The organism is Kocuria salsicia, from assembly GCF_039532055.1.
Classification (GTDB): domain Bacteria; phylum Actinomycetota; class Actinomycetes; order Actinomycetales; family Micrococcaceae; genus Kocuria; species Kocuria salsicia.
The window spans coordinates 108,720-128,548 of the sequence record NZ_BAAARF010000007.1; the positions used below are offsets into that span (position 1 = coordinate 108,720).

Genomic DNA, 19,829 nt, shown 5'->3' on the forward strand with positions numbered 1-19,829 from the left:
ATGCGGCTCAGGCTGCTGGCAGCATCCAGGCGAGGACGTTGGACTGCAGGAACACCAGGCAGCACAGCACCAGGAGCATGCCGAGCGACCACGGCACGACCGCCCTGAAGATGCTGGACTCCTTGCCCTGCATGCCCACGGAGGTGGACGCGATGGCCAGCGACTGCGGGGAGATCATCTTGCCCACCACGCCACCGGACGTGTTGGCCGCCGTCATCAGGTGGGGATCCAGCCCGGAGCCCAGCGCCGCTGTCTTCTGCAGGTTGGCGAACAGGGCGTTGGCCGAGGTGTCCGATCCCGTGACCGCGGTACCCACCCAGCCCAGGACGGGTGAGAAGAAGGCGAAGGCCGCGCCGAGACCCGCTACGAACGTGCCGATGGCGATGGTCTGGCCCGAGAAGTTCATCACGTAGGCCAGGGCGAGCACGGCCATGATGGTCAGCGCGGAGAAGCGCATCTTCCAGAAGCAGCGCCCGATCTCCGCGATAGCGTTGCCCACGGAGAGGCGGAACATGCCGTTGTGGTTGAACAGGCAGTACACGATGGTGACCAGCAGCCCCGTGATCAGCAACAGGGTTCCGGGGCTGGAGAGCCACTGGAAGTTGTAGACGGTCCCCGTGATGGCCTCACCCTTGGCGTTGAGCAGGTGGCCGTGCAGACCGGGCCAGGGGATCTTCACGTCCGTGGTGGCCAGGGCCTTGGGGACGTTGACGCCGGCGGTCCACAGCTTGGCGATGCCGAAGATCACGACCACCAGGACGTAGGGGAGCACGGCCATCCAGATGCGGCCCGGGGTGAGCACCGCGGCGCTCTCGGGCTTCTCCACGCCCAGGTCCGCGCGCACAGCCTCGGCACCCTTGGGGCGCCAGAACCGCATGAGGACCACGGCCGCCGCGAGGCCTACAAGGGACGCCACGACGTCCGTGAGCTCGTAGGAGAAGTGCGTGGCGCACCACCACTGCGCGATCGCGAAGCTGCCGCCCACCACGAGCGCGGCGGGCCAGGCCTGCTTGAGGCCGCGGGCGCCGTCGACGATGAGCAGCAGGAAGAAGGGGACCACGAACGCGAACAGAGGCGCCTGGTGGCCCACGACGGCACCGATGTGCGCGGGGTCCAGATCCGTGAGCGCGCCCGCGGTGGTGATGGGGATGGCGATGGCGCCGAAGGCCACCGGGGCGGTGTTGGCGATCAGCACCAGGGTGGCGGCCTTGAGGGGCTTCAGGCCCAAGGCCAGGATCATGGTCGCGGTGATGGCCACGGGCGCGCCGAAGCCGGCCAGTGCCTCCAGCAGGCCGCCGAAGCAGAACGCGATCAGCATGGCCTGGATCCTCAGGTCACCGCCGCCGATGGTGTCGAAGATGGTGCGGAGGTCCTCGAAGCGCCCCGAGAGCACGGTCACCTGGTAGAACCACAGGGCCATGACCACGATCCACACGATCGGGAAGAGGCCGTAGACGGCACCCTGCGTGGCGGTGAGCAGGGCGAGCTGGGTGGGCATGCCGAAGCCCAGGATCGCCACGGCCAGGGCGACCACCAGGGAGGTCAGCCCGGCCACGTACGCGCTGGCGCGGAAGGCCAGCAGCATCACGAAGAAGGTCAGCAGGGGGAGGCAGCCCACCAGGGCGGAGAGGCCGATGCTGCCTCCCACGGCATCGGTCACGGCGGTGAAGGTGGTCACAGGATCTCCAAGGGGTGAGGGGTGGATCGGAACCGCAGTTCTCGGGGTGGGGCGGTTCTGGCCGGGGCGGTGTGCACCGTGTCCGGAACCGGTCGTAGGATAAATGGTCAGGCCACAGTGGTCCGACCACACAGCGTACATGATCCAGGTCACACGATTAAGGCGTGGCGCCCGGTGATTCGTGAGATGACGAGCGCGTCCGGCGGATGTCCGCGGCCGCGTGCGCGCATTGTTGTGATCCGGTTCACGGGCGTAGCCTGGCCTGGACGCAGAGATGGACCGAGGCAGACGATGACCAGAGCAGACGGTTGGGAGACCACAACATGAGAATCGCGCTCTTCGCCACGTGCATTGTGGATGCCATGTATCCCAAGGTGGCACTGGCCACCGTGCGGATCCTGGAGCGGCTGGGACACGAGGTGGTGTTTCCCCAGGGGCAGGGCTGCTGCTCCCAGATGCACATCAACAGCGGGTACTTCGAGGACGCCGTTCCCGTGATCCGCAACCATGTCCGGGCCTTCACCAGCACGGACTACGACGTCGCCGTGGCGCCCTCCGGCTCGTGCGTCGCCTCCCTGGGCCACCAGCAGCCGCTGGTCGCGCGGCAGTGCGGGGACGCCGCGCTCGCCGAGGACGCGGCCATGGTTGCGGAGAACACCTACGAGCTCTCGGAGCTGCTCGTGGACGTGCTCGGCGTGACCGACTCGGCCGCCCAGCTGGGCTCCTGGTTCCCCCACCCCGTCACCTACCACCCGTCCTGCCACGGCATGCGCCTGCTCGGGCTCGGGGACCGCCAGAAGGACCTCGTGCGCTCCGTGGAGGAGATCGAGTTCCACGAGTTGCCGGACGCCGAGGAGTGCTGCGGTTTCGGCGGCACCTTCTCCTTCAAGAACCCGGACGTCTCCGGCGCCATGGCGGATGCCAAGCTGCGCAACATCGTGGACTCCGGTGCCTCCCTGTGCACCGGCGGGGACGCCTCCTGTCTCATGCACCTGGGCGGAGCCGCCTCCAAGCGGAAGCTGGACGTGCAGACGGTCCACTTCGCGGAGATCCTCGCGTCCACCCGCGCCAACCCGTTGATCGTGGACGGGCCCGTGGAACTGTCCATCCCCCAGCCCGGCCGCCGGTCGGCAGCCCCGGTAGGAGCCACCCGATGAGTATCACGTCCCTGGGCATGCCCGCCGTGCGCCCCGTCCACGGCCAGGGCAACCTTCACGCTCAGGTGGCCTTCCCACAGGCCGCCAAGAAAGAGCTGCAGAACGAGCAGATGCGCGCCAACATCCGGCACGCCACCCACTCCATCCGCGCCAAGCGCGCGAGCGTGGTGGGCGAGGTCCCCGACTGGCAGGCGCTACGCGACACAGGGTCCGCGACCAAGGAAATGGTCATGGCGCACCTTCCCGAGCTGCTCGAGGAGTTCGAGCGCAACTTCACCGCGCAGGGCGGCGTCGTCCACTGGGCGCGGGATGCGGACGAGGCCAACGCCATCGTGACGAGCCTGATCCAGGAGCAGGAGGTCACGGACGTCATCAAGGTCAAGTCCATGGCCACCCAGGAGATCGGGCTGGACGAGCACCTGCAGGAGCACGGCATCTCCGCCACGGAGACGGACCTCGCCGAGCTGATCGTGCAGCTGGGCAAGGACAAGCCCTCTCACATCCTGGTCCCCGCCATCCACAAGAACCGCGAGGAGATCCGCGAGATCTTCCGCAACGAGATGACCGAGACCACGGACGAGCTCACGAGCGAGCCGCGCGTGCTGGCCGAGGCGGCCCGAAAGCACCTGCGCGAGAAGTTCCTGACCTCCAAGGTCGCGATCTCCGGAGCGAACTTCGGCATCGCGGACACGGGAACGCTGTCCGTGGTGGAGTCCGAGGGCAACGGCCGCATGTGCCTCACCCTGCCCGAGACGCTGATCACGGTGATGGGTATCGAGAAGCTGCTGCCCAGCTACGAGGACCTCGAGGTCTTCTTCCAGCTGCTTCCGCGCTCCTCCACCGGTGAGCGCATGAATCCGTACACCTCCCTGTGGACCGGTGTCACACCCGGCGACGGGCCCCAGAACGTGCACGTGGTGCTGCTGGACAACGGCCGCTCGGCGGTGCTCTCGGATCCCGAGGGACGCTCCGCGCTGCACTGCATCCGCTGCTCGGCGTGCCTGAACGTGTGCCCGGTGTACGAGCAGGTCGGCGGCCACGCCTACGGCTCCACCTACCCGGGGCCCATCGGCGCGATCCTCTCCCCGCAGCTCACCGGCATCACCTCCGAGGAGAACGCCTCCCTGCCCTATGCCTCCTCCTTGTGCGGGGCCTGCTACCAGGTGTGTCCCGTGAAGATCAACATCCCCGAGATTCTCGTGCACCTGCGGGACGAGGACGTCCGCACGCAGCACGGGGAGCGCACGGACGTGGCCGCCCCAGCGCCCACCTCGACGGATCCCGCGATCACCGCGGGGGACGAGTGGCGCGAGGAGAAGTCCCTCACCGCGGACGAGGGCAACGGCGGACAGGACGGCGCGCCCGAAGAAGGGACGCTCAAGGACCTCTCCACGAAAGCGCGGCGCGTCGGCCGCCGGATGCGCGATGCCGTTCCCACGCGCGGGCTTCCCACGCAGATGGACGCGATGATGAAGGGTGCGTCCTTCGTGATGTCCTCGGGTCAGCGCATGTCCCTGGCCGAACGCGCCCTGCCTCTGGGCCGCGTGGTAGCGGGACGGGACCACGCGATCGGCTGGCTCCCCGGCATGGTGGGTGGCTGGACCCAGCAGCGTGACGTCCCCGAGCCGCCCAAGGAGTCCTTCCGCAACTGGTGGAAGAAGCACGAGGACGAGACGGCCCAGCGTCTGGATCGGGACGGCGCGACGCTTGACGCCCGGGCGGAGGTGCCCGGGTCGGATCGCTCCGCGCCCGCGGATGGCAGTGCAGCCGGCCAGGGCGTTGCGTCCAGCCGGGGCAGTGCCGCCGGTAAGAGCAGTGCCGCTGGTGGTGGGTCCGCCGGTGGGGAGTCCTCCGGGGTTTCCGGAGCGAGAGCGGACGACGTCGCCGGGGGAGTCTCGGAGGCGAACGCCGACCCCACCGAGCACAACGACCGGAACGCCGGGCGACGCACGGAAGAGAACGGGGAGCAGGCATGAGCACGGACGCCAAGACCGAGATCCTGGAGCGGCTCGCGGGCGCGCTCTCGGACCATCCGCAGGCACCCGAAATCCCTCGGGCCTACCGGCGGCACTCCGAGCTGAGCCGCGAGGAGATCGTGGACATGCTCGAGGACCGGCTCCTGGACTACAAGGCGAACGTGTTCCGAGAGACGGCGGAGACCGTCGCGGAGCGCATTGCCAGCCAGCTCGGGGCGTCCGCGCGGTACGTGATCCCCGAGGGCTTCGACACCGCCCTACTGCCCGAGGACACCGCCGCACGACGCGTGATCGTGGACCCGAACGACTCCCGGGGGGCCTCCGCGCTGTCCGTGCGAGAGCTCAACCGGGTGGACGCCGTGGTGACTTCCTCGACCGTCTCGTGCGCCCAGACGGGGACCATCTTCCTGTCGGGACGTCCGGACGAGGGGCGCCGGGCCATCACGCTCGTACCCGACCACCACATCTGCATCGTGCCGCTGGAGACCGTGGTGGAGCTGATCCCCGAGGCGATCTCGCGGGTGGAGCCCACCGTGCCGACCACCATGATCTCGGGCCCCTCAGCGACGTCGGACATCGAGCTCGAACGAGTGGAGGGGGTGCACGGTCCCCGCACCCTGGACGTGATCCTGCTGGGCTGAGCCCTGAGGCGATGAACCCCAGCCGCTCCATCCCCGACCCATGGGGGCACCTGAGCCGGCTCGCGCTGTAAAAGTGCAGCTTTCGACGCATTCCTGCTGGAGGAGGTCGAAAGCTGCGCTTTTTCTGTGTGTGGCGGGCGGCCGGTCAGTACCTGGGAAGGGACGGGTCCACGGCGTCGATCCAGGCCAGGATGCCGCCGTCCAGGTGCTTGACGCTGTCCTCGCGCACTGCGTAGCCCGATCGCAGGGCGGCCAGCGCCCGGGCGGAGCGGACCCCGGCCTTGCAGTGCAGGATGACGTCCCCCTCTGTTCCGGCAGGCAGCGCACGAACGCCTTCCGAGAGCAGCCGGTCCAGCGGAGCGGAGACCGCCCCCGGAATGGAGACGAGCTCCCGTTCCCAGTCCTCGCGGACATCCACCAGCGTGAACGTGGCCTCCCCGCGGTCCCGGGCGGCCAGCAGCGCGGCCAGCTCGGCGGCGTCGACGGTCTCGACGGCGCTCGGGGCCGGCGGCGCGGATGGGTCCAGCGGAGCACGGCTCTGGCCTGAACCCCCGGGGCCCTGGAGCGTTTCGGGGCCGGACGGGCCGGTCACCCTCTGGCCGGGCGCGGACTGGCCAGATGCGGAGAGCGCCGCGGCGTCGTCGGGCCGGGCCAGCCCGCACGCGACCATGACCTCGGAGAGGTCGGTGACCGGCTGCCGCTCGGGGTCCGGCAGCACGGTGAGGGTGCGCCAGGTCTGGGCGAGGGCGTCGTGGACGAGCACCCGCCCCACGAGCGGATCGCCCATGCCGGTCAGCAGCTTGAGGGCCTCGGTGGCCATGACCGACCCGATGGTCGCGGGCAGCACGCCCAGCACACCGCCCTCAGCGCACGAGGGGACAGAGCCCGCAGGAGGAGCCCCCGGGTAGAGGTCGCGGTAGACGGGGCCGCGCCCCGCCCAGAAGACGGAGACCTGGCCGTCGAAGCGCAGGATGGAGCCCCACACCACGGGGATGCCGGTGAGCTCTGCGGCGTCGGCCACGAGGTAGCGCGTGGGGAAGTTGTCAGCGCCGTCCAGCACGAGGTCGTACTGCCCGAGGATTTCCAGGGCGTTCTCCGTGGTGAGCCTGGTGTCGTGGGTGCGCACGGTCACCAGCGGGTTGAGACGCGCGATCGCATCCGCCGCGGAGTCCACCTTGGGCCGCCCCAGGTCGCCGACCGTGTGGATGACCTGGCGCTGCAGGTTGGACACCGAGACGACGTCGTCGTCAACGACCCCCAGCGTTCCGACGCCCGCCGCGGCGAGGTACTGCAGCGCCGGCGCGCCCAGCCCGCCAGCGCCTACCACGAGCACACGGGCGTTCTTGAGCCGCCGCTGGCCCTCTGGCCCGAACCGCTCGAGGGTGAGGTGGCGAGAGTAGCGTTCCAATTCCTCCCGCGTGAGGCGTTCCGCGGGCGCCACGAGGGGCTCGAAGCGGGACTCGACGCTCATCGGGTGGTGCCTCCGCCGGGTGCGGGGTCGTCGAGGACGTCCCGGGGTGCTGGGTCGGACGACGTCACCCGCTCGCCACTGGGTACCGGATCACCCGCCGCCTTCGCTGCGGAACGGGCGGGCCAGTCCCCGCGGGGAGCGTCGTCGTCCGCGGGGTCGATCCGCCCGGCCATGGGTGAGGACGCGAGCGCGTGGGTGCGCCGGGCGATCCGCCCCGCGCCCCGGGCCAGCCGCCCCGCCTGCACGGCGTGCTTCATGGCCTGCGCCATGGCCACCGGGTCCTGGGCGCGCGTCACCGCGGAGGCGAGCAGCAGGGCGTCGCAGCCCAGCTCCATGGCCAGCGCGGCCTCCGAGGCCGTGCCGATCCCGGCGTCCAGCACCACGGGCACCGACGCGCGGGACGCGATGAGCTCGATGTTGTGCGGGTTCAGGATGCCCAGACCCGTGCCGATGGGCGCGCCCAGCGGCATGACGGCCGATGCCCCGGCGTCCTCGAGGCGCAGGGCGAGAACGGGGTCGTCCGAGGTGTAGGCGAAGACGGTGAAGCCCCGGCGCACGAGTTTCTCCGTGGCATCCAGCAGCTCCACGCCGTCCGGCAGCAGGGTGTCCTCGTCCGCGATGACCTCGAGCTTGACCCAGTCCGTCTCGAGTGCCTCTCGCCCCAGCTCAGCGGTCAGCAGCGCGTCCCGTGCGGTGTAGCAGCCGGCGGTGTTGGGCAGCACGCGGATGTCGTTGCGCCGCAGGATGCCGTACAGGCTGCCCTGCGGCCTTCCGCTGTACGCCACTGCATCGCCCGACGACGCCGCGCGGCCGGGTGCGAAGCGGCGAAGCGCCACCGTGGTCAGCTCGGTCCCCGAGGCGGTCAGCGCCCGTTCGAGCATGGCGAGGTCGGTGAGCCCGCCCGTTCCCATGATGAGCCGGGAGGACAGCTCCACCCCGGCCACAGTGAAGGGCGTGGTCCGTGTGTTCTGTGCGCTCATGCTCAGCCTCCCTGCACTGCGGTGACGATCTCCACGCTCCGACCCGGGGCCACGGGCGTCGAGGCCCACAGGGAACGGGGGACCACGGTGTCGTCCACCGCCACGGCGATCCCCAGGGGGTGACCGTCCGCAGCGGTGCCGGCCGGGGTGATCTCACGGCCGGTGAGCCGGGCGACGGCATCCGTGAGCGTGAACCCCTCGTGGACTGCCACGGGGGAGCCGTTCATGGTCGCGGTGCCCCGCGCTGCGGAGGGTGCGGTTGGCGTCGTCACCGCCGAGGGCGAGGGGTGCGAGGGGTCGGTGGTCATGCGAGTCCTCCCGAGATGTGGGGGTGGTCGAGCGAAACGGTGTCTGTGTCGGCCTGCGAGTGCCGGGCGGGATCCGTCGAGGCGAGGAACTCGCCGTCCGCGCCGTGCTCCACGCCCGGATCGAGCACACCGGTGACGAGTTCCGCCGCGAGTCGGGACGCGACCGGGGTCAGCAGGATGCCGTGACGGAAGTGGCCCGTGCTGACGACCAGTCCGTGCACGGAGGTGCGGCCGAGGTAGGGGAGGTCGTCCGGGGTGCCGGGCCGGGCGCGGGCCATCATCTCGAGGACGTCGCAGTCATCGATCGCGGGCACCACCGTGCGGGCGTCGCGCAGCAGCTGGTGGACGCCGCCGGCCAGCACGGACTCCCGCCCGTCCTCGCGGCTGGTGGCGCCGAGCACCAGGGTGTGGTCCGCGCGGGGGACCACGTAGACGGGCCGTCCGAGCACCTGGGCCCGCACCGTGCGGGAGAGCAGGTGCTCCTCCCCGGAGGCGAGCACGGACTCGGGCACGCGCAGCCGCAGGATGTCCCCGAAGACCGGGCGCAGGCGCAGGTCGAGGTCCTGCGGCAGACCGCCCACGGTGCTGGCCGTGAGACCGGTGGCGAGCACCACGGCGTCCGCGGTGATCTGCTCGCCGCTGTCCAGGCGCACGCCCGTGACCTGGCGGATCCTTCCCGAGGTTGTCAGCAGGGAGTCCACCTTGCTGGTGAACCACCGCGCGGGCCCGGCATCCGTGGCGCCCTCGGCGGTCTCGAGGTGCGCGGAGTTCAGCGCCTCCACCATGGAGGAGGCGAGCAGCCGGGGGTCCACCTGACGGTCGGAGACGATGCGGACCGCTCCGGCCAGGCGCGGCGCGAGCGCGGGTTCCAGGGACCGGGCCTCCCGCACCGGGATCTCCTGGACGTCCATGCCGGAGGCGATCTGGTGCGAGGCGAGGTCCGAGAGGGAGCGAGCATCCGCGGCGTCCGCGGCGACCACCAGGGTCTCCTCCGTGCGGTAGCCCGTGGGCAGCCCGGTGGCGGCGGTGACCCGCTCCACAAACCGGGGGTACTCGGCGGCCGAGGCGCGCATGAGGGGGTAGAGCGGTTCCTGGCCGTACTGGGTCTCCGCGACCGGGGCGAGCATCCCCGCGGCGGCGCGCGTGGCTCCCCACGCGGGGCGCGGGTCCACCACGGTGACGGCGGTGCCGCGGCGTCGCAGCTCGAAGGCAGTGGCGAGACCGATCAGACCGGCCCCGGCGACGACGACGTGCTCGGGCACGTTCTCGGACATTCTTCCTCCCTCCGGCGGCATGACCCGCATCAGGTGACCGGTCGGCGACTCACGCCCTCTCAGCCCGCTGCGGTGGTGTCGTGCGACGTGTGCGGGCTCCCGTGGAACTCGTGGGGCGGCAGCGGTGCCGACCACGATCAGTGTGCCCAGTCTAGCTGTGCCCACCGTCGGCGTCTCCGGGGGACCGGCGGTGAGGAGAGTGCTTGCCGTGCGCACCGGCAGCGGGCTCGTGCCACGATGGCGTCATGGGACACACGAACGAGCCGGGCACGCGACGTCGTGCCGCACTGCAGAACGCGCGCCTCTACGTGTGCGTTACCGCCCGCCGCGATCGCGGTGACCTGCGGGAGTTCCTGCACGCCGCCTACGAGGGCGGAGTGGACGTCATCCAGCTGCGGGACAAGAGCCTGGAGGCGGCCGCGGAGATGGAGGCCATCGAGGTCCTCGCGGAGGTTGCCCGCGAGCACGGCAAGCTCTTCGCCGTCAACGACCGCGCGGACGTGGCGCTGCTGACCGGCGCGGACGTCTTCCACGTGGGACAGGGGGATCTGAGCACCGAACAGGCGCGCAAGGTTCTCGGCCCGGACGTGGTGCTGGGGCGCTCGTGCCACTCCACCGGACAGGTGGACGCCGCGCTCACAGACCCCGGCCTCGACTACTTCTGCACCGGCCCGGTCTGGGAGACCCCCACCAAGCCCGGTCGCGCCGCCGTGGGCCTGGAGCTGCCGCGCTACGCCGCCGATAACGCCGGGGCCACGCCGTTCTTCGCGATCGGGGGGATCGACGCCGCCCGGGTGCCCGAGGTGCTCGGCACGGGTGCGTCGCGGATCGTGGTGGTGCGGGCCGTCACCGAGGCCGACGACGTCGCCGCAGCCGCCCGCGCGCTGCGCACCGCCCTGCCGGCGTGACCTCGGGGGACCCTGACGGAACGCGCCGACCTCTCACGCGGCGCCCACCGCCCCGTGACTGCACCGGGGGCAGGGGGCGGTCAGGCCCGCCCGGGGGACCCGCACTGTCCGGGATGGGCCTCGCACCACGGGGTGACGCCGGGAAACATGTACCGGTGCGCGGCGACCCAGCGGTAGGCCGCCTCCAGCGTCCACCCGACCAGCGGCAGCCGGTAGACCCGTTCGACGAGCCGTGTTCCGAGCGCCGTGTCGAGGACGACGGCCACCGCGTGGGCGCCGCCGGTGGTCTCGTCCCGTACCGCCCAGACCGCGCTGTGCACCTGCTCCCGGGTGAGCCCGAAGCGCTCCAGGATGTCCGGGCACTGGGACGCGTGCAGCTCTATCCTCCCGTGCCGGTCGATGACCCGTACCCACCCGACGGCTCGCGTGCAGAACCCGCAGTTGCCGTCGAAGACCACGTGCAGTTGCGCGCTCACAGCAGCACGCTCCCGCTGACGCACACGGTGCACGTTCCGCCCACGAGGACGTCCTCACCCCGGGACGAGATCTGGACGAGACCCCGCCGCCCGAGACAGGTGCCCTGCCGCGCCACGTACTCGCGGGGTGCGCGGTCCGTGCGGATGAGCCACTGGGCCAGGCTCGCGTTGAGGCTTCCCGTCACCGGGTCCTCGTAGCCGCGGGTGCCGGGGACGAAGGCGCGCACCTCGAAACGGTGCGCGGAACCTTCTGGGGCGGGCCCCACCACCCCCACCTTGTGCTCGCCGAGGGCGGCGTAATCGGGGTCGAGGGCCAGCACCTCCTCCGCGGATCCGAGCACCACGGCCGCCCAGGCGGGGCCGTTGTCCACCCACTGGTGCGCCACCACGTCCCGGGCAGTGATGCCGAGGCCCTCGACCATTGACCGCAGGACGCGATCCTCCAGGTCCCCGGAGCGGACGGTGGGCGGGGCCTCGAAGGACAGGGCGGCGGCGTCCTTCCCGGAGGCAGAGGCGTGGATGCGCACGAGACCCGCGGCGCACTCCTGGACCAGCGTGCCCGCGAACCGCGGGGTGTTCCCGGCCTGCAGCCACGCGCGCGCGGAGCCGAGCGTGGGGTGGCCAGCGAAGGGGAGTTCGCCGTGGGGTGTCCAGATGCGCAGGCGGTGGTCCGCGTCCGTCGTGGTGGCTGGCAGGACGAACGTGGTCTCGGACAGGTTGGTCCAGCGCGCGAAGCGGGCCATCTGCTCGTCCGTGAGGTCGGAGCCGTCCAGGACCACTGCCACGGGGTTGCCCAGGTAGGGGTCGGCGGAGAACACGTCCACCTGTGCGAACGGGCGGGAACGGGGCAACGAGGTCATGCTCCGATTTCACCACATCGGTTTGGACCGTTGCGCCACACACCTGGGGTGGAGCGGGGCATCCGCCGAGTTCCGCGCCGTGCGGAGAGAACCTGGCGGGCGGTGGGTGGGATCGACGGGGCGAAAGGCTGCCGGGGACGACACGGGCTTGAAGGACAGGCCGGCATGAAAAAATCCCCTTGCTCCTGCGGACAGGTGCAAGGGGATTCTGGTCGGGATGACAGGATTTGAACCTGCGACCTCGTCGTCCCGAACGACGCGCGCTACCAAGCTGCGCCACATCCCGCTGTCCCACGGAGGAACTCCGCGAACAACTGCTCCAGCATAGCGTCAGGATTCGGGGAATGCGAAATCCCGGGTGGGTCGTCCCGGTACGCTCACAGCCATGGAGCACTCGGAGGAAGAGGCGGTCATGCCGCGCACGTGGCGTCGGGTGGGCGCGGCCATGTTCACCGTGGCGTTCGGCGCGAACCTCTTCGCGCCCATGCTGGAAGTCTACCGGGAGCAGGACGGCCTCTCGGAGTCGTTCGTGACGGGGATGCTCGGGATCTACGCCGCGGGTCTGGTGCCCGCGCTGCTGGTCTTCGGACCTGTGTCGGACCACCGGGGGCGGCGGGCCGTGATGCGCCCGGCACTCGCGGTGGTCTTCGCGGCGTCGCTGATCCTGGCCGCGGCCTCCCAGACCTCCGAGTGGCTGCTCTACCTGGGCCGCTGGATCATGGGCTTCGGGGTGGGTATGGCCATGTCCTCGGGATCGGCGTGGGTCAAGCAGCTGAGCACGGACCAGCCCGGTGCGGGACCCCGCCGTGCGACCGTGGTGCTCTCTGCCGGCTTCGGCGCGGTTCCGCTCGCTGCCGGTCTGCTGGCGCAGTTCCTCCCCGCCCCGCAGGTCACCCCGTTCATGGTGCACCTTGTCCTGGTGCTCGTGGGCGCCGCCATGGTCTGGTGCGTCCCGGAGACCCAGCCGGCGATCCAGGGACCCCGTCCGCGGCAGCCGCTCGTGCCGCCGATCGCCCTCACGGGCCGCTTCTTCTGGGTGGTAGCAGCTTGGGCGCCGTGGGTCTTCGGCACGGCCACCGTGGCTTTCGCGAGCATCCCCCTCTATACGCTGTCGAGCGTGCGCTTTCCCATCGCCTACCTGGGTCTCGTGGCCTCGGTGGTGATGCTCACGGGAGTTCTGGTGCAGCCGCTGGCCGCCGGGCTGGGGGAGGACGGCTGGCTCCCGCTCTCGGTCACCGGGCTGGGGGCGGCGAGCGCGGGCCTGCTCCTGGGTGCGCTCACGGTCACGTGGCACCTGAGCTGGCTCGCGATCCCCACGGCCGTGCTGCTCGGCGTCAGCTACGGGTTCATGATGGTCGCGGGCCTGCGCGAGGTGGAGCTGCTGGCCCGCCCGCACGAGCTCGGTGCCCTGATCGGCGTGTTCTACACCCTCACGTACGTGGGCTTCGCGGTGCCGTTCGTGCTCTCGTTCCTGGCCCCTGCGGTGGCGCGCGTAGCCGGGGTGGGGGAGACCACGGGGTTCGTGTGGTGCCTGCTCGCGGGCGTGGTGGTGTGCGCGGCCTCCGCGGTCCCGGTGGCGCGGGCGGCCTCCCGCGTGGTGCCGGATCCGGGGACGACGGCGCAGCGCCGCCTCACAGGGCCCGGGCCCCGAGGCGTCGCCTCCCGGGCCCGGGCACTGGAGCGCCGTCCCGGACGTCGGGGCCCTGGACTGCCCGACCAGGAACCCCTGCCCGGAGATCCGCTGCCCGCGTGCACCCCGTGGGACCGCCCCGCACACGGGGCGGACACCCTCAGCGCGTGACCCGCTCCAGGACCTGCAGCACGTGCTCGTAGGGGCGGCCGGTGGCATCCGTGAGGGCCTGCTCGCACGTCCGGTTCAATGATGCATACGCATCAAAGTCACCGGATCGCACCTCCGCCGCCTCCGGGGCCGTGGCCGCGGCCGTCAGCTCGGGGTGCAGCATGCCGCGGTCTCCGGCGTAGCCGCAGCAGCCCCACGCGACCGGAACGGTTACGTCCTGCGCGCAGGCGTGGGCCACGCGCAGCAGGTCATCTGCGATCCCGAGGTGCACGGACGAGCACGTGGGGTGCACAGCCAGGGTCTCCAGCCGGGAGTGCTCGGGCAGCAGGGGCAGCACGTGCTCGGCGGCGAACGTCACCGCGTCCACGAACGTGAGTGCGCCGTAGCGGGGGTGGTCCTTGGCCAGCTCCCGCATGGTCTCCAGGCCCTCGGTGCACGAGGACGCGTCGCAGACCACTGGTAGGCGGCCCCCGTCGGAGGCGTCCCACACCAACCCGAGCGTCCGCTCGCTCATGGTGGCGTAGCCGGTGGGCAGACCCTTGGACTTCCACGGGGTTCCGCAGCACGCGGAGTCGATGCCCTCCGGGATGCGCACCGCGACCCCCGCGCGCTCGCACACCCGCAGGAACGCCTCGGACGTGCTCGGTCCCTCGCTGCCGACCGTGCCGAACATCGCGTTGATGCACGCGGGGAAGAACACGGCGCGGACCGTTGCCGACCCGGCGTCCGGAACGGTGGACTCGGCAGGTGCCGCCCACCCGGCGTCGTGCCCACCGTCGCGCTCGGCAGGGAGCTGCCCGGGCGACGTCGTCAACCGGGACCGCGCGGACCCGCCGGACGGGAGCGTGGGGCTGTAGCGCGGCACGGTGTCCGCCCCGAGCGCTGCGCGGGCCGCACGGGTCGCGGAGACGGGCAGCACCGGGGGCATCCGGGAGGCGAGCGTGAGTGCGAAGGAGGCCCCCGCGGACGTGGTCGCCCAGGACCTCGCGGCGGCACCCCAGGCGAGGTCCGCGACCTTCGAGTGGTTCTCCGCGCGCAGCCGACGCACCAGGTCACCGGTGTTGATGTTCACGGGACACGCCGTGACGCACATGCCGTCCACGGCGCACGTCTGCAGCCCCGCGTAGTCGTAGTCCCGCCGCAGCCGGTCCGCGAGACCGCTCTCCCCACGCGCCTCGGCCTGCGCAATCTCGCGGCGGCCCACGATGCGCTGCCGCGGCGTCAGCGTGAGGTCCTGGGAGGGGCACACCGGCTCGCAGTACCCGCACTCCACGCACCGGTCCACCTCGGACTCCACAGGCGGCGCGGTCTTCAGGTCCCGCAGGTACGCGCGCGGGTCCTCGGTGAGGATCACCCCGGGGTTGAAGCGGTTCTGCGGGTCGATCAGCGCCTTCAGCTCGCACATGACCTCGTAGAGCTCGTCCCCGTACTGCCGCCGCACGAACGGCGCCATGATGCGCCCCGTGCCGTGCTCGGCCTTCAGCGAGCCCCCGCGCTCGAGCACGAGGTCCACCATCTCCTCGGTGAAGCGCTCGTAGCGCCGCAGCTGCGCGGGGTCGTCGAACTGCTCGTTGAGCATGAAGTGGACGTTGCCGTCCTTGGCGTGGCCGAAGATCACGGAGTCCCGGTAGTCGTGCGCGTCGAAGAGCCCGGTGAGCTCCTCGCACGTGCTGCCGAGCTGGTCCACGGGTACCACCACGTCTTCCAGCAGCGCGTTCGTGCCCGTTGGCCGGTTGCCCGCCACGGTCGTGTAGAGCCCCTTGCGCACGGTCCACAGGCTCTTGCGCTCGCGGGGGTCGGTGGTCAGGGACACGGGCCCGGTCAGGTCCAGGGCGTCGAACGTCGACGATGCCGCCGCGGCCAGCTCCCGCACGCCCTCCTGCGTGTCGTGCTGGTACTCCACGAGCAGCGCGGCCTGCTGGTCCACGGGGATGTCCATGATCGCGGACGGGGCGAGGCCCGTGCGCTGGGAGACCGCCAGGGAGGTGGCGTCGAGCAGCTCGAGCGTGGCGCAGTGCGAGCCCACGAGGTCCGGGACCGCGCTGGTGGCGGCCACCACGGTGGGGAACACGAGCAGGCCGGTGGCCACGTGCGGGTGGACCGGGATGGTGCGCAGGGTCGCGCTCGCCACGAACCCCAGTGTGCCCTCCGAGCCGATCATCAGGTGCTCCAGGATCCGCACCGGGTCCCGGTGGTCCAGGAACGAGTTCAGCCCGTAGCCCATGGTGTTCTTCATGGCGAAGAGCCGCTCGACGGTCCGCACCGACTCCGGGTTGCCCGTGACCCGATCGCGCAGCCGGAGCAGGCCCTCGAAGAGCTCGGGCTCGCGTGTCCGCAGCTGTTCGGCGGCATCGGGGGCGGCGGTGTCCAGCACGGTGCCCGAGGGGAGCACGAGCACCATCGACTCCAGGGTGCGGTACGTGTTGGACTCCGTGCCGCATGCCATCCCGGAGGAGTTGTTCGCCACCACGCCGCCAAGCGTGCACGCGGTCTCGCTGGCCGGGTCCGGGCCCAGCAGCCGACCGTGCGGGGCGAGCCGCGCGTTGACCTGGCGTACGGTGACGCCGGGCTGTACCCGCACGCGGGCGCCGTCGTCGAGGACCTCCACCGCCTTGAAGTGGCGCCGCACGTCCACGAGCAGCTGGTCCGTCACCGCCTGCCCGGACAGGGACGTGCCGCCCGAGCGCAGGGTCAGCCCCGCGCCGGTCTCGGCGGCCGCGGCGAAGATGCTCCCCACCTCGGTCTCGTCCCGCGGGCGCAGCACGGCGTGGGGCTGCATCAGGTAGTGCGAGGCGTCGTGCGCCACCGCCCGCCGTTCGAGCTCCCCCGCGACCACGACCCCGCTCCCGCACTGCCGCTCGATCCGCTGCACCGCGCGCTCCAGGGGCGACGCCGCCGCGGTTGCCGTGCTGGGCGCGCCGGTCCCGGACGCGACCCCGGACCGGCCCCCGGCGGACGCCCAGGACCCGGCGACGTCGCCGTTCCCGGCGGGGGTGCCCCGGGCTGCGTCGTCCCCGGTGCCCGTACGGCGCCCGTCGCGGGAGCGGGAGCGGGGGAAGGGGAGGGTGAACGGTGCCATGGTGAACTTCGCTGGGTGAGACGGTCGGTGGACGGAAGCGGTCGGGCGGTCAGTCCGTGAGCGTGACCAGCACGGCCTGGGGCGGGCAGAACAGGCGGACCGGTGCGAAGCGGGACTCGCCCAGTCCCTGGGAGATGTTCACGGTCACCCCGCGGTGCTCGATCAGTCCCTTGCAGATCGCGGGGTCGAGGTCGCAGTTGCTCACCAGGGCGCGGCCGCCGGGCAGGCACACCTGCCCGCCGTGGGTGTGGCCCGCGAAGACGATGTCTGCCCCGTCCGCCGCGAAGCGGTCCAGGGTTCGCAGGTACGGAGCGTGGGCCACCCCGATGCGCACGTCCGCGGGAGTGTCGTGGCCCTGCGGGAAGCCCGGGTGGCGGTCGTAGTGCAGGTGGGGATCGTCCACGCCGGAGAAGTCGATCACGGTCCCGGCCACCTCCAAGCGCAGCGCGCGGTTGATCAGACCGGTCCATCCGTGCCCGTCGAAGGCTCGGTGCATCTGGGCGGTGGGCAGCAGCTGCGGTGCCTCGTCCTGCCCGGCGCGGTCCGCCGCGGAGGTGCGCCACAGGTACCGCGTGGGGTTCTTGGGCTGCGGCGCGAAGTAGCAGTTGGACCCCGGCACGTAGACCCCGGGGAACGCGAAGAGCGGGTCGAGGATCTCCAGCAGGAACGGCAGCGCCTGCAGGTGGGACAGGTTGTCCCCCGTGTCGATCACCAGGTCCGGTCGCAGGGCAGCGAGCGAGTGCATGAATCGCAGCTTCGCCGCCTGGCCCGGCACCGTGTGCAGATCCGAGATGTGCAGGATGCGCAGGGGCCGGGCACCGGTGGGCAGGACCCGCACCGTCTCCTGGCGCAGCTGGAACCGCCGACGCTCCCCGAGCACAGCCCACGCGAGCGTCCCGGTCCCTGCCGCGAACAGGCCCGCCCCGGCCGCGGTGATCTGGCGCGCGGCCGGGGCGGGCCCGGTGCTGGCGGAGGCCACTACTTGCTCGTGGACAGCACGCTGGCGGGCGGCGAGGAGAACGCGTCGGTGCTGTAGCGCGGCGCAATCTCCTTCATGTAGTTCTGCCACTGGCCACCGGCGTACGTGGCACCGTCCACCCACTCGGTACCGGAGCCACCGGAGCGGCCGCCGATGTTCAGGCCGTTCAGGGAGCGCGAGCCGTACTGGTAGTTGCCCACCCAAGATGCCGTGGACAGGCCCTCGGTGTAGCCCACCATCCACGTCTGGGTGGAGTTGTCCGTGGTACCAGTCTTGGCCGCGGACGCGCCGGGCAGGCCGATGGAGCGTTGGTAGCCGGACCCTCTCACGAGCACCTGTTCCAGCACGTAGTTCACGCCCTGGGCGACCTCCTTTTTGATGACCTGCTTGCAGGAGTCGTTGCCGACGTCGTACGACTTGCCCTGCGCGTCCACCACCTTGGTCACGGCGCGGGGTTCGCACATCACGCCGTCATTCGCGAAGGCCGAGAACGCGCGGGCCATGGTCATGGGGGAGATGTCCGCCGAGCCACCCAGCAGGGAGGAGAGCACCGTGGTGTCCACGGGGTCGCCGGTCTTGCCGTCGTGGATGCCCAGCGCCTTGGTCAGGTCGCCGATCTCGCACAGGTCGAGGTCTGCGGCCATCGCGTACAGCGCCGAGTTGATGGAGTTGTAGATGCCGTAGTCCACGTCCATGATCTTCTGGTAGCCCTCGGTGGCGTTCTGGAAGGTCAGGCCGTTGCCGTCGGTGCCCGGTTCGATCTTGTACCCGTTGGGCAGGCAGGACGCCTTCCACTTGTAGTCCGCCGGGTAGCTCACCCTGCGGGCGTCGATGCTGGCCTTTACACCCTTGCCCGAGTTGATCCACTGGGCCAGGGTGAACGGTTTGAATGTGGAACCCACCTGGAACCCGCCGGCGCCGCCCACCGACGTGTCCACGTTGAAGTTGTACGTGGTGTTGCTGTCGCCCTCAGCTGCGGAGTAGTTCGTGTTCTGCGCCATGGAGGCGATGTGTCCGCTGCCGGGCTCCAGGGAGATCAGGGACGTGGAGACGCTGTCCGGGTTGTTGTCCTTGGGCTGCGTCTGGTTGACCTGGGTGTCCGCCGCCTTCTGGGCTGTGGGATCCAGGGTGGTGGTGATCGTCAGACCACCGCGCTGCAGGGTGGCCAGCCGCTCCTCCGGCGTGGTGCCGTAGGTGTCCGACTGCATGACCTCGTTCTCCACGTAGTCGCAGAAGTACGGTGCGGTCTTCGCCGCGGAGCACCCGGAGCTCGTGGTGTGGATGTCGAGGTTCATCGGCTCGTTGGCCGCCTTGTCCGCCTCCGCCCGGGTGATGGACCCGGTCTGGACCATGGTGTCCAGCACCAGGTTTCGACGCTGCGTGGACAGCTCGGGGTTCACCTGGGGGTTGTACGTGTTCGGGGACTGCACCATGCCCGCGAGGGTGGCCGCCTGGGCCACGCTCAGCTGTGAGGCGTGGATGCCCCAGAAGTACTGCGACGCCGCTTCGACACCGTAGTTGGAACCACCGAAGAGCACGATGTTGAGGTAGCCCTCGAGGATCTCGTCCTTGGACTTCTCCTGCTCCATGGACAGCGCGAGCTTCATCTCCTTGATCTTGTCGACCACGCCCTTGTCGGCGCCGATGGTGCTGGCCTGCTCGCCGTTGCGCACCTGCTGGTCGATGATGAGGTTGTTCACGTACTGCTGCGTGATCGTGGAGGCGCCCTGACGGTTGCTCGGGCGCAGCAGGTTGTTGCCGATGGCGCGCACAATGCCCCACGGGTCCACCGCACCGTGCTCGTAGAACTCTCGGTCTTCGATGGACAGCAGCGCCTTCTGCATGTTGGGGGAGATCTCGTCCAGGGGCACGGGGTCCCGGTTCTGGGCGAAGAACTTGGCGATCTCGGAACCGTCCTTCGCAACAACAGTGGAGGCGCGGGAGAGCGGGCCCGTCTCCATGTCCGCGGGCAGGGACTTGAACCATCCGATGGACGCGTTGGCGGCCAGCCCGGCTGCCGCGGCGGGGGGGACCAGGAGCCCGGCTGCGACCACTCCGGTGACCACAGCAACGGCGATGAACGCCACCACGTTGCCCAGTACCGACGTGGGCTCGGAGCCCGAGTTGTTGCGTGATGCCATTGCGCCAGTGTACAAGCCGGGGGCGGGTGGATCCGTGTATCCGAAGCTGCGGTCACACTGTGATCTCCCCGGGACCGGGGACGCGCGCCGCGCCCGCCTG

The 19,829-nt window shown here is 70.9% G+C and carries 15 protein-coding genes and 1 tRNA gene; 5 read left to right on the forward strand and 11 right to left on the reverse strand.

Annotation, left to right across the window (positions count from 1 at the left end; all coding sequences use genetic code 11):
• Positions 1 to 7: 7 nt before the first annotated feature.
• Positions 8 to 1,678 (reverse strand): L-lactate permease, encoded by a 1,671-nt coding sequence (locus tag ABD264_RS06745; protein ID WP_144940918.1) that lies wholly within the window; start codon positions 1,676 to 1,678, stop codon positions 8 to 10.
• Between the two features lie 323 nt (positions 1,679 to 2,001).
• On the opposite strand from ABD264_RS06745, the gene ABD264_RS06750 reads away from it, so the two are divergent.
• From ABD264_RS06750 to ABD264_RS06760, 3 genes are read left to right on the forward strand one after another with little or no spacing between them, the layout of a single operon-like run.
• Positions 2,002 to 2,835, forward strand: coding sequence for a (Fe-S)-binding protein (locus tag ABD264_RS06750; RefSeq protein WP_055082335.1), 834 nt, complete (start codon positions 2,002 to 2,004; stop codon positions 2,833 to 2,835).
• Complete coding sequence (locus ABD264_RS06755; RefSeq protein ID WP_055082295.1) at positions 2,832 to 4,811, forward strand: lactate utilization protein B; 1,980 nt, start codon at positions 2,832 to 2,834, stop codon at positions 4,809 to 4,811. The genes ABD264_RS06750 and ABD264_RS06755 overlap by 4 nt, the downstream gene beginning before the upstream one ends.
• The gene (locus ABD264_RS06760; protein WP_055082296.1) at positions 4,808 to 5,452 is read left to right on the forward strand and encodes a LutC/YkgG family protein; all 645 of its coding nucleotides are present in this window, start codon (positions 4,808 to 4,810) and stop codon (positions 5,450 to 5,452) included. Before ABD264_RS06755 ends, ABD264_RS06760 begins: the two co-directional genes overlap by 4 nt.
• A gap of 145 nt (positions 5,453 to 5,597) precedes the next feature.
• Here ABD264_RS06760 and moeB read toward each other — a convergent pair whose 3' ends face one another.
• Genes moeB through thiO form a run of 4 tightly spaced genes read right to left on the reverse strand, consistent with a single transcriptional unit; the run spans position 5,598 to position 9,701 of the window.
• Positions 5,598 to 6,923 carry a molybdopterin-synthase adenylyltransferase MoeB gene (moeB, locus tag ABD264_RS06765; protein ID WP_303104489.1) on the reverse strand — a complete coding sequence of 442 codons (1,326 nt, stop codon included), beginning with the start codon at positions 6,921 to 6,923 and terminating at the stop codon, positions 5,598 to 5,600.
• The gene (locus ABD264_RS06770) at positions 6,920 to 7,903 is read right to left on the reverse strand and encodes a thiazole synthase (protein ID WP_145010064.1); all 984 of its coding nucleotides are present in this window, start codon (positions 7,901 to 7,903) and stop codon (positions 6,920 to 6,922) included. The genes moeB and ABD264_RS06770 overlap by 4 nt, the downstream gene beginning before the upstream one ends.
• 2 nt (positions 7,904 to 7,905) lie before the next feature.
• On the reverse strand, positions 7,906 to 8,211 hold the full coding sequence (thiS, locus tag ABD264_RS06775; RefSeq protein WP_344205090.1) for a sulfur carrier protein ThiS: 306 nt from the start codon (positions 8,209 to 8,211) through the stop codon (positions 7,906 to 7,908).
• Positions 8,208 to 9,701: a glycine oxidase ThiO gene (thiO, locus tag ABD264_RS06780; protein ID WP_422653746.1), complete on the reverse strand. Its 1,494-nt coding sequence runs from the start codon at positions 9,699 to 9,701 to the stop codon at positions 8,208 to 8,210. The genes thiS and thiO overlap by 4 nt, the downstream gene beginning before the upstream one ends.
• A 29-nt stretch (positions 9,702 to 9,730) precedes the next feature.
• Here thiO and thiE point away from each other — a divergent pair, with 29 nt between their 5' ends.
• Entirely contained in the window at positions 9,731 to 10,393 is a 663-nt protein-coding gene (thiE, locus tag ABD264_RS06785; RefSeq protein WP_144940900.1) for a thiamine phosphate synthase, read from the forward strand.
• 80 nt (positions 10,394 to 10,473) lie between these two features.
• Here thiE and ABD264_RS06790 read toward each other — a convergent pair whose 3' ends face one another.
• The 3 genes from ABD264_RS06790 to ABD264_RS06800 all read right to left on the reverse strand — a co-directional run bounded on the left by ABD264_RS06790 (position 10,474) and on the right by ABD264_RS06800 (position 12,015).
• Positions 10,474 to 10,869 carry a thiol-disulfide oxidoreductase DCC family protein gene (locus tag ABD264_RS06790; protein WP_260983270.1) on the reverse strand — a complete coding sequence of 132 codons (396 nt, stop codon included), beginning with the start codon at positions 10,867 to 10,869 and terminating at the stop codon, positions 10,474 to 10,476.
• The gene (locus ABD264_RS06795) at positions 10,866 to 11,729 is read right to left on the reverse strand and encodes a PhzF family phenazine biosynthesis protein (RefSeq protein ID WP_344205097.1); all 864 of its coding nucleotides are present in this window, start codon (positions 11,727 to 11,729) and stop codon (positions 10,866 to 10,868) included. Before ABD264_RS06795 ends, ABD264_RS06790 begins: the two co-directional genes overlap by 4 nt.
• A 209-nt stretch (positions 11,730 to 11,938) precedes the next feature.
• Positions 11,939 to 12,015 (reverse strand) — tRNA-Pro (locus ABD264_RS06800).
• A 99-nt stretch (positions 12,016 to 12,114) separates the two neighbouring features.
• On the opposite strand from ABD264_RS06800, the gene ABD264_RS06805 reads away from it, so the two are divergent.
• On the forward strand, positions 12,115 to 13,530 hold the full coding sequence (locus ABD264_RS06805) for an MFS transporter (RefSeq protein ID WP_344205099.1): 1,416 nt from the start codon (positions 12,115 to 12,117) through the stop codon (positions 13,528 to 13,530).
• Here ABD264_RS06805 and ABD264_RS06810 read toward each other — a convergent pair.
• The 3 genes from ABD264_RS06810 to ABD264_RS06820 are packed head-to-tail and all read right to left on the reverse strand — an operon-like array spanning position 13,520 to position 19,729.
• Positions 13,520 to 16,609, reverse strand: coding sequence for an FAD-binding and (Fe-S)-binding domain-containing protein (locus ABD264_RS06810; RefSeq protein ID WP_260983268.1), 3,090 nt, complete (start codon positions 16,607 to 16,609; stop codon positions 13,520 to 13,522). The genes ABD264_RS06805 and ABD264_RS06810 overlap by 11 nt on opposite strands.
• 49 nt (positions 16,610 to 16,658) lie before the next feature.
• Positions 16,659 to 17,588 carry a metallophosphoesterase gene (locus ABD264_RS06815; protein WP_094395090.1) on the reverse strand — a complete coding sequence of 310 codons (930 nt, stop codon included), beginning with the start codon at positions 17,586 to 17,588 and terminating at the stop codon, positions 16,659 to 16,661.
• The gene (locus ABD264_RS06820) at positions 17,588 to 19,729 is read right to left on the reverse strand and encodes a transglycosylase domain-containing protein (protein ID WP_144940891.1); all 2,142 of its coding nucleotides are present in this window, start codon (positions 19,727 to 19,729) and stop codon (positions 17,588 to 17,590) included. Before ABD264_RS06820 ends, ABD264_RS06815 begins: the two co-directional genes overlap by 1 nt.
• Positions 19,730 to 19,829 lie beyond the last annotated feature (100 nt).